Annotated in this window: 9 protein-coding genes; 4 read left to right on the forward strand and 5 right to left on the reverse strand. The window is 57.0% G+C overall.

Annotated features, from left to right (window positions below):
• Positions 1–95: 95 nt before the first annotated feature.
• Entirely contained in the window at positions 96–2,459 is a 2,364-nt protein-coding gene (locus PUV47_RS08940) for a xanthine dehydrogenase family protein molybdopterin-binding subunit (protein WP_274218181.1), read from the forward strand.
• 88 nt (positions 2,460–2,547) lie between these two features.
• Positions 2,548–3,348 (forward strand): FAD binding domain-containing protein, encoded by an 801-nt coding sequence (locus PUV47_RS08945; protein ID WP_274218182.1) that lies wholly within the window; start codon positions 2,548–2,550, stop codon positions 3,346–3,348.
• Positions 3,349–3,411: 63 nt separating this feature from the next.
• On the opposite strand, the gene PUV47_RS08950 is transcribed toward PUV47_RS08945, so the two are convergent.
• The 3 genes from PUV47_RS08950 to PUV47_RS08960 form a co-directional block, all read right to left on the reverse strand.
• Positions 3,412–5,373: a methyl-accepting chemotaxis protein gene (locus PUV47_RS08950; RefSeq protein ID WP_274218183.1), complete on the reverse strand. Its 1,962-nt coding sequence runs from the start codon at positions 5,371–5,373 to the stop codon at positions 3,412–3,414.
• 290 nt (positions 5,374–5,663) lie between these two features.
• Positions 5,664–8,099 (reverse strand): methyl-accepting chemotaxis protein, encoded by a 2,436-nt coding sequence (locus tag PUV47_RS08955; protein ID WP_274218184.1) that lies wholly within the window; start codon positions 8,097–8,099, stop codon positions 5,664–5,666.
• Positions 8,100–8,316: 217 nt separating this feature from the next.
• Entirely contained in the window at positions 8,317–9,078 is a 762-nt protein-coding gene (locus tag PUV47_RS08960) for an SDR family NAD(P)-dependent oxidoreductase (protein ID WP_274218185.1), read from the reverse strand.
• Between the two features lie 114 nt (positions 9,079–9,192).
• Between PUV47_RS08960 and PUV47_RS08965 the strand changes: the two genes are divergently transcribed.
• Both PUV47_RS08965 and bfr read left to right on the forward strand, forming a co-directional pair.
• Positions 9,193–9,402 (forward strand): (2Fe-2S)-binding protein, encoded by a 210-nt coding sequence (locus tag PUV47_RS08965; protein WP_274218310.1) that lies wholly within the window; start codon positions 9,193–9,195, stop codon positions 9,400–9,402.
• 55 nt (positions 9,403–9,457) lie between these two features.
• Complete coding sequence (bfr, locus tag PUV47_RS08970) at positions 9,458–9,943, forward strand: bacterioferritin (RefSeq protein WP_274218186.1); 486 nt, start codon at positions 9,458–9,460, stop codon at positions 9,941–9,943.
• 48 nt (positions 9,944–9,991) lie between these two features.
• On the opposite strand, the gene hrpB is transcribed toward bfr, so the two are convergent.
• Positions 9,992–12,451 carry an ATP-dependent helicase HrpB gene (gene hrpB / locus PUV47_RS08975; protein WP_274218187.1) on the reverse strand — a complete coding sequence of 820 codons (2,460 nt, stop codon included), beginning with the start codon at positions 12,449–12,451 and terminating at the stop codon, positions 9,992–9,994.
• 61 nt (positions 12,452–12,512) lie between these two features.
• Positions 12,513–13,523: a glucokinase gene (gene glk, locus PUV47_RS08980; RefSeq protein ID WP_274218188.1), complete on the reverse strand. Its 1,011-nt coding sequence runs from the start codon at positions 13,521–13,523 to the stop codon at positions 12,513–12,515.
• Between the last annotated feature and the right edge of the window lie 3 nt (positions 13,524–13,526).

Consider the following 13,526-nt stretch of genomic DNA (forward strand, 5'->3'; position numbering starts at 1 on the left):
CGCACCACAAGCCCTTTCGTTTCTTGCCCTAACACAGAAAAACAGGGGAACAGGGTCAAGGAGCGCAGGCTACAGACTTTCTGGGAGGAAAGCCTATGTCCAGTGAAGGAATTGGCGCACGCGTTTTACGCAAGGAAGACAAGCGGTTCATTACCGGTGCCGGCCGCTACACCGATGATATGGCACTGCCGCGCATGGGATATGCGGCCTTTGTCCGGTCACCTCATGCGCATGCCAAAGTGAAAAGCATTGATGCTTCTGCGGCGCTGGAAATGCCCGGCGTGGACGCGGTACTTGATGGCCACCAGCTGGTGGGCGATGGAATTGGCAACATCATCTGCGGATGGATGATCCACTCCAAAGACGGAACGCCCATGAAAATGGGTGCATGGCGCGCACTTGAATCCGAGGTGGTTCGCCACGTTGGGCAGGCCGTGGCCGTTGTTGTGGCCGATACGCAGCAACAAGCCCGTGACGCCGCCGAGGCGGTGATGGTGGACTACGAAGAGCTGCCAGCAGTGGTGGACAGTCTGGATGCGCTGGCGGACGGCGCGCCGCAGATCCACCCGGAGGCGGAAGGCAATCTTATCTTTGATTGGGAGATCGGAGATGAGGCAGCCACCAACGACGCCTTTGCTAAGGCCAAACACATCACCCGTCTTGAGATCGACAACAACCGTCTGGTGCCAAACCCAATGGAGCCGCGCTCGGCTCTTGCCAGCTATGACAAGGCAGAGGAGCACTACACCCTCTACACCACATCGCAGAACCCGCATGTGGCGCGCCTTGTTCTTTCCGCGTTTTACAACGTGGCACCGGAGCACAAGCTGCGCGTGGTCGCGCCGGATGTGGGTGGCGGCTTTGGCTCCAAGATCTACATCTACCCGGAAGAGATTGTCTGCCTGTGGGCGTCAAAGCGCGTTGGGCGCCCCGTGAAGTGGACCAGCGATCGCACCGAAGCGTTTTTGACCGACGCCCATGGCCGCGATCACCACTCAACGGCGGAACTGGCTCTGGATGCAGATGACAAGATCATCGGGTTCCGTGTCAGCACGGCGGCGAACCTTGGCGCTTACATGTCGTTGTTCTCTTCTTCGGTTCCGACTTACCTCTATGCCACGCTGCTTTCCGGGCAGTACAACATCCCTGCGATCTATGCCAACGTGAAGGCGGTTTATACCAACACCACGCCCGTGGATGCCTATCGGGGCGCAGGGCGACCGGAAGCAACCTATCTGGTTGAACGTATCATCGAGACCGCGGCCCGTGAGCGCGGATTGTCGCCAGCAGAGTTCCGCCGCAAGAACTTTGTGTGCGAGTTTCCGCACCAGACGCCGGTGATCATGTGTTACGACGCTGGTGATTACGAGGCCTCCTTGGAGCTGGCCATGAAAGCAATTGACTATGACGGCTTTCCGGCGCGCCGGGCGCAGTCTGAGGCAGAGGGCAAGCTGCGCGGCATTGGCATGTCCTGTTACATCGAGGCCTGTGGGATCGCACCGTCAAAGGCGGTGGGCTCCCTGGGTGCGGGTGTCGGGCTTTGGGAGTCCGCTGAGGTGCGGGTAAACCCCGTTGGAACCGTTGAGGTGCTGACCGGGTCCCACAGTCACGGTCAGGGTCACGAGACGACCTTTGCGCAGCTGATCGCCGATCGGTTTGGCCTGCCAACGGCCAATGTGTCCATCGTACATGGCGATACCGACAAGGTGCAGTTTGGCATGGGCACCTACGGCTCCCGATCAGGGGCTGTGGGCATGTCGGCCATTGTAAAGGCACTGGACAAGGTGGAGGCCAAGGCGAAGCGCATTGCAGCGCACCTGATGGAAGCCGCAGAAGGCGACATTGTCATCGAGGATGGCGAAGTGAAGGTTGCGGGCACTGACAAGAAGCTAAGCTTTACGGAAGTGGCGCTGGCCGCGTACACCGGCCACAATCTGCCGGAGGGCATGGAACCGGGCCTCAAGGAAGGGGCATTCTACGACCCTACCAACTTCACCTTCCCGGCGGGTACACACATCTGCGAAGTGGAAGTGGATCCCGAAACCGGCCAGGTCACCGTTGTGAACTTCGTTGCGGCCGATGACTTTGGCCAGATCATCAACCCGATGATCGTGGAAGGTCAGGTGCATGGCGGACTTACACAGGGCATTGGTCAGGCATTGCTGGAAAATGCCGTCTATGACGATGAAGGGCAGCTGCTGTCGGCGTCTTACATGGACTACACCATGCCGCGTGCAGACGACGTTCCCTCGTATATCGTCGATACCACCACAACACTATGTCCGGGCAATCCGCTGGGCATGAAGGGGTGCGGTGAGGCCGGTGCTATCGGCGCGCCGCCTGCGGTGATCAATGCAGTGACCGATGCCATTGGCGACAACAGCATGAGCATGCCAGCGTCACCCGCCAAGGTCTGGTCGGCGCTTCAGAAGGGCGGCATGAAGCAAGCTGCCGAGTGAGATGAGCAAGCTGGGGGAGCGCACCTGCGTTCTCCCGGTTCACGAGTTTGATAGATGCCACCCAGCACAGAAAAGTGGAGGGCTTTGAATGTACGAAACCAACTATCATCGCGCAGGCTCGCTCGCAGAAGCAGAGAGCGCGATCGCAGCGGCTGAGGACGGAAAGTTTCTCGCCGGTGGTCAGACCTTGATCCCAACCATGAAGCAACGCCTTGCTGCCCCAACCGACCTTGTGGACCTGCGCCACCTTGGTGAGCTGAAGGGCATATCCAAGCAGGGTGATGGCTCCATTCGTATCGGTGCGGGAACCTGTCACGCCGATGTGGCGGGAAGTCCGGAAGTGCAGGCGGCAGTGCCGGGGCTTGCGGCGCTCGCAGGCATGATCGGCGATCCGCATGTGCGCTACATGGGCACCATTGGCGGCTCAATTGCCAACAATGATCCAGCTGCGGACTACCCGGCGGCCTTGATGGCGCTCGGTGCCAGCATTGAGACCAACAAGCGGACGCTTGCGGCGGAAGACTTCTTCACGGGCATGTTTGAAACTGCTCTGGAGGATGATGAAATCGTGATCGCAGTCACGTTCCCTGCTTGTGCCAAGTCGGCTTATGCCAAGTTCCCAAACCCGGCCTCACGCTATGCCATGGCAGGTGTCTTTGTTGCCAAAGATGACGACGGCGTTCGCGTTGCCGTGACCGGCGCTGGGCAGGACGGCGTGTTCAGGGCTGGCGATATGGAGCAGGCGTTAGGAGCGAATTGGTCTGCCGATGCGATTGCCGGTATCGAGGTGCCTGCGGACAACATGCTTTCAGACATCCATGGTTCGGCTGAATACCGGGCTAATCTGGTGAAGGTGATGGCCAAACGCGCCGTTGCCTCACTCAGCTAGCACCTGAAACAACAAAAGGCCGCCAAACGCGGCGGCCTTTTAGTGCGTTTGGAAGTGTCTGTGCTAGCCGACACGGGATACGGATTGCAGGAAGCCGTCGACTTCCCGGCGCAACGCATCTGACTTTTCCGTTACTGCAGAGGCAGAGGTCAGCACGCTGTTGGACACCACCGTGGTGTTCTGTGCGGACTTGGATACCTGCGCCATGTTCTGGTTGGCGCTGGCAGACCCTTCCGCTGCCAGATGCACGTTTCGGCTGATCTGCGTTGTCGCAGCGCCTTGCTCCTGTACCGCTGCGGAGATTGCGGTGGCGTAGGACGTGACCTCTTCCATGGTGCGGGTGATTTCCTGAATGGACTCAACTGCGTCATGGGTAGAGTTCTGGATTGCGCTGATCTGGGCGCTGATTTCCTCAGTTGCCTTGGAGGTCTGGTTCGCCAGACCTTTCACTTCCGCGGCAACAACGGCAAACCCCTTGCCCGCTTCCCCGGCGCGCGCCGCCTCAATGGTGGCGTTCAAGGCAAGCAGGTTGGTCTGCTCCGCGATTGCCTGAATAAGGCTTACCACTTCGCCGATCTTGCTTATGGACTGTGCGAGTTCATCAATGCGCTCGTTGGAACGGGTCGCATCGACGGAAGCGCGGTCAACAACCTGAGTTGTTGTATCCACCTGCACGGCAATTTCCTCGATGGACTTGGCCAGCTGTTCGGCAGCTGCAGAGGCTTCCTGAACGTTGTTGGTTGCTTCATCGAAGGCCGCAGAGGCCTGATCTGTCTGAGTAGCCGTATCCGTTGCCATTTCCGCCATTGTTGTGGCGGTGGAACGCATGTCTTGCATGCTGTCGTTGACCGAGTTCAACAGAGACTGCGCAGTGCCGCGGAACTCTGCGATCAGCTGCTCGACCTCTTTTTGCTTGCGCGACTGTTCAGCCTGAACCTGCGCCTGTTCTTCCGTCAGACGATCGCGCTCTGCTGCGTTCTCTTCGAACACAACGATGGCGTGATTCAGATGCTTCACTTCACTGGTCGCAAACCGCGAGTCCTTGACTTCAACATCTTTGCCTGATGCCAGTGCCTCCACGGCCATGATGGCGTAGCGCAGTGGGCGAACCACGCCCCAAGACAGCCAGAAAGCGATGACGCTACCCAGAACAAGTGAGGCGATACCCGCAAAGATCGCAGATTGGGAAGTCTGCGCGCTGCGATGCTGGATCGTTTCAATCAGATGGTCCTGCTGGGTAATGATATCGCCGCGAAGCGCCAGAACAGCCTCATGGGCAGAGCCCAGGCCTTCCTGAAAACGCTCTTCTTCTCGAATGGCACCGTTTAGTGCGCCGAAAAACTGGTTGGCGTTCTGTACAAGCTGATCACGATCGCGGGCCGCAAAACGGTGCGCTTTGCGATCATTGCGGCTCATGCCCTTCATGAGATCCTTGATCTCGTCCAGCTTGGCGCCCATCTCGCTAACGCTGGCCTGGAAGGTTTCGCGTGCCTCTTCTGTTGGAGACAGGGCGAACTTCAATGAGGCTGCCAATGTGGTATTGGAGATGGCTGTCAGTTCCTGAGCGGCTTTTGTCTGCTCTGGTCCCATGGTTGAAAGCAGGCGGCGCAGCTCGGAAGTTGTGCCAGCGACCGCAGCCGAATTCTCTGCCAGAAAGCCCTGAGCCACATCACGGGCGCGGTGCGCTGCAAGCAGTGTACGAAGCTTTTCCGGAAGTTCTGCAGCAAAGGCTTGAACCTGCTCTGCGGTTTCTGTGTTCCCGCGTGCGATCAACCACTCGGCGAGAGAATTGGTGCCATCGATGGTGTTTCGCAGAACTTCGTTGATGATGCTGTCGTCTTCACTTGCATACTCGGATGCTTCCAGCGCTGCCACGTCGCCGCCAAGCTGCCCATAAGCTTCTGCAAGATAATTGACCCGCATCACTCCGTCCTCCTGGACGGAGATGTGTTGAATATCGCCTGCAATCTTCTGCGACTGATAATAGGCAATCGCTGAAATTGCGGCGGTTAGTACAATGATCAATACCAAACCCAGACTCACTTGAGTCTTGAGCGTATTGGACTTTTGTAAAGCGCCACGCAACATAGTTAAAACCCACCCCGTTTGATAGGCGGGATGGTCTGCCGCAATGATTAACAATCGTTAAATTATTGATGAAATTTAGATGACAATATGAGGTTAACTTACTTCACGTCCTTTGAATTATCGATTTTCATTTAGTGATATGTTTGACGTAAAGATAAGTGAAATTATTTAATGAAATAAATAAAGGGCGGAGACCGCCCTTTATTCAAAGCTTGCTTATGGTTTTCTTAGCCTGTCTTGGCGACCGCTGAAAGGAACTGATCAACTTCGTTGCGAAGTTCTTCAGATTTCTGGATCACTTCCGAAGAAGAGCTGAGTACCTGACTGGAGGCCGCGCTCGTCTGTTGTACGGAATCCGCTACCCGTGAGATGTTTTGATTTACGTTTGCGGAGCCAGTTGCTGCTTCCTGTACGTTACGGCTGATCTCTGTGGTTGCCGCGCCCTGCTGCTCAACTGCGGTAGCAATGGCAGAGGTGTATTGAGAGACTTCATCCATCGTCTGGGTGATGCCGGAGATCGTTTCTACCGCCTCGTCCGTAGATGACTGAATTGCGCTAATTTGGGCGCTGATCTCTTCAGTTGCCTTTGAGGTTTGGTTCGCCAGTTCCTTAACTTCTGCCGCAACAACAGCGAAGCCCTTGCCGGCCTCCCCAGCGCGTGCCGCCTCAATGGTGGCGTTGAGGGCAAGCAGGTTGGTCTGTTCGGCAATCGCCTGAATGAGACCTACAACCTCACCGATCTTGGTGGTTGCGCTGGCCAGCTCAGTAATGCGCTGGTTTGACTGGTGCGCGCCATGGGTTGCTTTACTGACCACTTCAGAAGCGGCGCTGAGCTGACGTGCAATCTCTTCAATGGAGCTGGAAAGCTCTTCAGCGGCAGAAGACACCATCTGGACGTTGGAGGCTGCCTCGTTTGAGGAGTCTCGCGCCATTGTGGTTTCGTCTGCGGTCGCCTGAGCGGTCTCAGACATGGCATTTGCCGTCGTCACCATCTGGCTCATGCTGCTGTTAACAGAGTTCAGAAGCGACTGAGACGTGTCACGGAAGTTCGCGATGAGGCGCTCAACTTCCTGCTGCTTTTCAAGGTTCTCGGCCTGGGCCTGTTCCTGTTCGCGGCGCAAGGCAAGACGCTCGAGCGCGTTGTCACGGAACACCTGAACGGTGCGGCTCATTTCGCCGATTTCGTCTTTGCGATTGGTGCCCGTCACTTCAACGTCCAGATCGCCATCGGCAAGGCGTGCCATGATGCCGTTAAGGCGATTGGTTGGTGCGGTGATCGCGATGGAAAGGGCAATCGCGAGGATCGCGCCAATGAGAACACAGACGCCAAGAGTGGTCGCGATGGTCACCATGGCAACCTCGCTCTCCGCAGTGACCTTGGCCGCTTCAGACGCAGCAAAGGCACCGATGGCGTTCTGAACGGCGGTGCTTTCCGCGCTCAAGGTCGTGAGCTGGGCCGCCAGATTGTCTGTCGCATTGGCCATGGTGTTGAAGATGGCCTGAGCAGAAGCAATCAGTTCCACCATGACGGCTGCATCCTGATTGATGCCGTCCAGATCCGCAACGCGTGAAGAGAAGGCCTGTGCTTCCTCAAGCAGCCATGCGAACTGATCATCCACTTCCTTGGCTGTCTTTTCGCTGCCAGGGCGAATGAAATCCAGCGTCTGATTGGATGTGTTGAGTGCATGCTTGGAGAGCTTGTTCGCTGCCTCGGAGAACTGTTCGAGGTTTGCGCGACGTTGGCTGGCCTCTTCCTGAACAAGGCGTGCATCGTCGATGGAGCGATAGGCAAGGCCCGTCACGAAACGGGTCATATCATTCAGCGTCTTGATGCTGGTGCGAATGTCGCTGCGCAGCGTGTAGATCTTGGTAAAGTCTTCCGTCCCGTCCATCTCGGTGAGCTGTGCGATGAGGTTGCTGTTCACCTCTGCCAGCTTGTCAACGGTTTCCCGATCGAGATGTTGAAGTGAGATGGACTTGAGTTTTTCGATCTGCTCGCCAGCATTTGCGGCGTTGATGCGCACGTTTGCCATCAACTGCTCATTGGAGGAGTTGTAGGCCATCTGGAATTCGTTCTGAAGGGTCAGGCCTAGCTTTTGCAGGTCGGCAACAATACGGCCTGCCTTGTCGGCCTGTACCAGCTCGGCGTTGGCTTCGTTGGCCATGTTGTCCGCGATGCGCATGATCTGCGTCACCTGGCCCTGAACACTATCACCAGCAAACAGGAGGTCAGCCGTCGTGGTGATCATGTCGTCCAGTGCGCCCTGTTGAAGCTTGATCGAGCCACGAACTTCATCAAAGGTGGCGGAGAAATCCTGAACCAGTGTCAGAGTTTCTGCAAACTCCGCGGTGTCGCGGTCTGCAGCTTCCATCTTTGCGATGGCCGCTCCGACATCTTCGCCCAACTTGGCGATGGCGGCCGCTGCAATGTCACCCTTTTCCGGGTCGAGATCGCGAAGAAACGCTTCACGGGCGGAAGATGCCGCCTGCAGCTGCTGAGTAAGGCCGGTCGTTGCGCTTGTGATCTCAGTCTGCTTGGAAAGCTGGAAGATGGAGAAGATGCCCATGGCGCCGATGGCCAAGGACAATAACAGTACCACGAAAAAGCCGCCGCCAATCTTGACCGACAGCTTTAAATTAGTGAGGAAGCTTAAAGCGCCCATCTAAAATTCCCCCGAAATGAACTGGTCAGATCCTAGGGGTTATTTTCATAAGCAAACGTAAAGAGGGTGTTTAAAATTGTGTCCTGAAACCATGAAACTCCGCTGTTTTCCATGGTTTTCTGTGGGACATCAACGGCGTATCAAAACGAGAATAGTTAAAATTATCTCAGGGGAAGTGCATGTAAAACACTACCCCTGGTATTTTTTCTTTAGCCAACTATACGTGCTGGCCGCCGTTAATATGGATCTCCGCGCCGCTTACGTAAGTGGAAGGGGAAGAACAGAGGAAATAGATCGTTTCTGCAACTTCTGTGGTGGTTCCCAATCGGCGAAGCGGAATGTTCTCGATCAGCTTCTCTGTGCCCGGCGACAGGATGGAGGTATCAATCTCTCCCGGAGCAATCGCATTGACGCGAATCCCGTGAGGGCCAAAGTCGGCTGCCATCTCGCGGGTGAGGGCCGCGAGCGCGGCCTTGGAGGTGGCATAAGCGGTTCCTGCAAACGGATGAACACGGCTCCCAGCAATGGAAGTGACATTCACCACCGATCCGCGTGCGTTGCGCAGCTCGTCAAACAAGCCGCGTGCCAACATGATGGGGGCAAAGAAATTCACCTGAAAAACCGACCGCCACGTGTCCATGGGAGTGGTCAGGGAATCAAGGCGTTGGCCCTCTTCATCCTTGGGGCTGATTCCGGCGTTGTTAACAAGGGCATGCAACTGCGACCCATTCGCAATCAACCGGTCTTTGATTTGCAGCACAGCCTGTTCTAAGTTCTCCGGGTTACCAAGGTCGACCTCGATATGATCTTCGGGCCCGGATGGCCACGGGCACTTCACGGAGAACGGGTGCCGGGAGCACGTGATGACGCGATATCCAGCAGACGAAAACTTCTTGACGGTTGCGTGGCCGATGCCGCGGCTGGCACCTGTCAGGACAATTGTCTTTCTTTCATCAGTGGCAACTGAAGGGGATGTCATGAAGCATGTCCGTGATTGTCAGAAAAGAAACTGGAATTTTTGAGTCTAGTTTTTATATGCATCAGAATATACATAATCATTCAAGTTAAAAAGAAGAGTCTCGGCGGCCTCCCCATGATCGTATGCCACTGCAATGTTATCAATGACGATGATCTCCGCCAAGCCGCAGAAGAACTGCAAGGCGGACCCAACGGCAGCTTGCCAACGCCCGGTGCACTTTTCCGAAAACTGGGGCACAGACCTAACTGTGGTGGTTGCTTTCCACGTGTAATCGACGTTGTATATGCACTTGAAAATAAAGAGGACGTTGAGTCTGGACAGTAAATTAGAACTGTTCTAAATAAGTGCAGGACGCGATTATCCTAAAGGAGTAAGCCGCATGAAGGGCGAACCTAAAGTCATTGAGTATCTCAACAAGGCGCTGCGCCATGAGCTCACCGCCGTAAACCAATACTGGCTTCACTATCGCCTGTTGGACGACTGGGGGTTCACCAAACTCGCCAAGAAAGAGCGCGAAGAGTCCATCGAAGAGATGCAGCACGCTGACAAGATTATCGAGCGCATCATTTTCCTTGAAGGTCACCCGAACCTTCAGAGCCTCGACGCACTGCGCATCGGCCAGTCTTTGAAAGAAGTTCTGGAATGCGATCTCGCTGGCGAGTACTCCGCACGCACCCTCTACAAAGAAGCGCGTGAAATCTGCCGCGACCATGGTGACTACGTGACCATGCAGCTCTTCCAGGATCTGATGGCTGACGAAGAAGGCCACATCGACTATCTGGAAACCCAGCTGGAGCTGGTCGAGAAGATCGGCATCGAGAAATACGGCATGCTGCAGGCGGGTTCTGCTGACGAAGCTGAGTAAGCGCGTTTTAAAAAGCCTTTCGAAAAGCCGGTCCTTGGGCCGGCTTTTTTATTTGGCTGGGCGTGACTTTGCCCGGCGGGTGGCTTCTGCTTCGAGCGGGTTGTCTGGCCAATGATGCTTGGGATAGCGCCCGCGCATATCTGCCTTCACATCCGCCCAAGACCCTTGCCAGAAACCGGGCAGGTCCCCTGTTACCTGAATGGGGCGCTGCGCAGGCGACAACAGCTCCAAAAGCAATGAGATTTTGCCGCCACACACACAGGGGTGTTCTGCAAGGCCAAACAGCTCTTGAACACGGATAGACAGCATGGGCTGCTCTGGGCGACTGTAGTCGATTGGTACGCGGGAGCCGGTCGGTGCTTGAAAATGCGAAGGTGCAAGCTCATCAAGCTGGGTCGTCCTGTCCCACGGCACCAGCGTCGAAAGAGCATCTCCCAGGACCTTGGCCGATATCTGATCCAGCGAGGTGAGGCCAAGAGTGAAGGGGCGCAGCCAGCTGAGATCTTCTGAAAGGGCAGCATCTGAAAGATCGGGCCAGTCCGGCCCATCGGTGCGGCGCAGATAGCCAACCCGGTCCCTGAGCCGTATCTGATCCTTCGTCCAGTTCAGGCGGCCGATACCTCGGGAAGCCACAAGCTCCAACAGCGCATCCGTGACCACTTCCGGATCAGGGTGGGCGACCTTCTTTTCATCAAGCACCAGTTTGTCCAAACGCCGTTGGCGTGTGGCCTTGACCGCGCCTTCAGGGGTTATGATGGCGTGATCCGCTTCCACGATGTGTGCTGCATAGCGCGCCTCAAGCTCACTACGGGAATAGGGGGCTGCCAATAGAATGCGACTGCGTGCGGCGCTGCCCTGCATCTCGGCAACCACAAGAAAGGCGTTGGTGGAAAGCGCTTCTTCGCTGGAAAGCTCTGCCCCCCGACCATTGGCAAGGCGGTAGCGCCCAGTTGCACCGCGTTGCTGAGCAATACGATCCGGATAGGCCAGTGAGAGAATGTCGCCAGCTTCTTCAGTGTTGATGTCGATGTTTTCGCCGGAGCCAACCATGGCGCGCCAGCGCTTTGCCTGAGCCTTGGCGGCTTTGGCACGAGGGCTGCCGTCTCGCTTCAAGCCTGCGAGGCGGTCACGAAGGTCCGGGCTGCGCCCGCCAAGGCCGGGCTCGGATATGATGGCGGCAATTTGAGCGGCCAAAGCCTCTTTGCCTTCTTTTGCCGCTTCCCGGAGCATGTGCCCAAGGCGCGGATGCAGGGGCAGAGTGGCCAGCGCCGCGCCGTCCTTTGTCAGGGTGCCATCAGCGTTGAGCGCATCAAGTGAGATGAGCAGCTCGCGGGCTTCCTTCCAAGCCGCCTTTGGCGGTGGTGTCATGAATGACAGCTCTGCAGGATCCGTGACGCCCCAATTGGCCACATCGAGAACAAGACCGGAAAGGTCACTTTCAAGGATCTGCGGTTTCTCGTCCTGTGGCAACGCTTTGGTCTGTGCTTCTTCCCAAAGCCGATAGCAGATGCCTGGCTCGGTTCGCCCCGCTCGACCCCGCCGCTGATCCGCGGTGGAACGTGCACAGCGCACCGTGACAAGGCGGCTGAGGCCGAATTGCGGATCAAATTGCGAAACCCGCGAAAGCCCGCTGTCGATGACGATGCGAACTCCGTCGATGGTCAGAGATGTCTGCGCAATGGAGGTCGCCAACACCACTTTCCGCATGCCGTCCTTGGCCGGTTTGATCGCGGCATCCTGCTCCCTGGGACCCAGAGCGCCGTAAAGCGGGCACAGTGCTACGTTTGCGGGCAGGCGTCCTTCCAGTTTGGATAGGGTGCGCAAGATTTCGCCTTGCCCGGGCAAAAAGGCGAGGATAGAGCCCTCTTCCTCTGCAATCGCCTGACGAATGGCGCGGGCCATCTGATCTTCCAGTGGCTTGGAGCCGTCCCGCCCAAGGTAGCGTGTCTCTACCGGATATTGCCGCCCTTTGCTGGAGACGATTGGAGCCCCGCCCAGAAGATCGGACACGCCAGCATGATCCAACGTGGCAGACATAGGGATGAGGCGCAGATCTTCGCGGAGAGCTTGTTGGCAATCCAGGGCGAGCGCGAGCCCCAGATCGGCTTCGAGAGAACGCTCGTGGTATTCATCAAACAGAACGGCAGCAACGTCATCTAGCTCCGGGTCATCGAGGATTTGGCGGGTAAAGACGCCTTCTGTGACAACCTCCACGCGCGTCTTTTTCGAGACGGCGGAGTCCATTCTCACTCGATATCCCACGGTCTCGCCGGGCTTTTCGCCAAGGGTTTCTGCCATGCGCCGAGCCGCTGCACGAGCAGCAAGACGGCGTGGTTCCAGAACAATGATCTTCCCGTCTCCACGCCACGGGGCATCGAGCAAAGCAAGCGGAATTCGGGTGGTCTTGCCCGCGCCCGGTTCCGCCACGACGACGGCATTGGCGGTGCGCTCCAAATGCTGAAGCAGCTCAGGCAGGATTTCATCAATGGGAAGATCAGATGCGCTCATGAGAGCTGTTTACTGGTCTTCCCATCTGATTTGCAATCGCGTTTTCATGCCTTCAGCAGGCTTACGCGGTCCAGTAGCGTCCGGTCAGATCGACCAGATACGACTTCGGCGCTTTGGCGAAGGCTGCAAGCCCTTCGAAGGCCGGGTTCTCGTGTGTCACAATGTAAGTCGGGATGGTCGCCATCATGGCAGTGTGCGGGGCTTTGGCCTCAAAGCTCTCGCGGAAACCGCCTTCCTTCAGCCAGCCCGCAATGCGTGGTGGAATGCCGCCTGCCAGATAAACACCCCCGCGGGCCAATGTGATCAATGCATAGTCGCCCGCAACACGTCCAAGGGCGCGGCAGAATAGGCGGATGGCCTTGATGCAGATCTCATCCCCGTCATCGGCGCCCTGAGTGATTTCAGAGGCTTTGCTGAATGTGCGATCGATGCCTTCTGCGGCTGCAACGGCGTTGCCTAGATTGGGTAGGCCCGTACCCGACAGAATTTGCTCTGCGCCGATGCGCCCACCTTGCCGTTGAATGTGAGGCCAGACTTTGTAATCTTCCTCTGATACGGGGCCAATCTCAACGTGGCCGCCTTCGCCGGGAAGCGGAATCCATGTCTGGTTGGCACGGGCCAGCGTTGCTGCGCCAAGGCCAGTGCCCGGCCCAAGAACGAACTTGCCCGCATCCGCCGGTGCCAGCTCTGGTCCGATCCGGTCAAGATGAGCAGCGGTCAGGGTTGGCAGGGCAAAGGCCTGCGCTTCAAAGTCATTGACCAGCGCAACCGAAGACAGCTTCAGCGCGGTGATGATATCCTTTGCTTTGACCACCCATGGTGCGTTGGTCAGAGCAATCTCTTCGCCAACAACAGGACCGGCAAGTGCAATGACGGCAGACCGCGGTGCTGCGCTGGTGCCGCTGGCTTCAATACAGGCTTGAGCCGCAGCTTCAAGGCTTGGGTAGTCGGCGGTTGCCACTTGCCCCAGCAACAGTGGCGCGCTTGCGGCATCGGCAACACTGGCAAAGCGCGCGTTTGTGCCGCCGATATCCGCAATCAGGACGGGAAATTCAAAATCTGAAAGTGACATGTG

Origin of the sequence: Pseudovibrio exalbescens, from assembly GCF_028737195.1 — a bacterium.
In the GTDB taxonomy this organism is placed as follows: domain Bacteria; phylum Pseudomonadota; class Alphaproteobacteria; order Rhizobiales; family Stappiaceae; genus Pseudovibrio; species Pseudovibrio zosterae.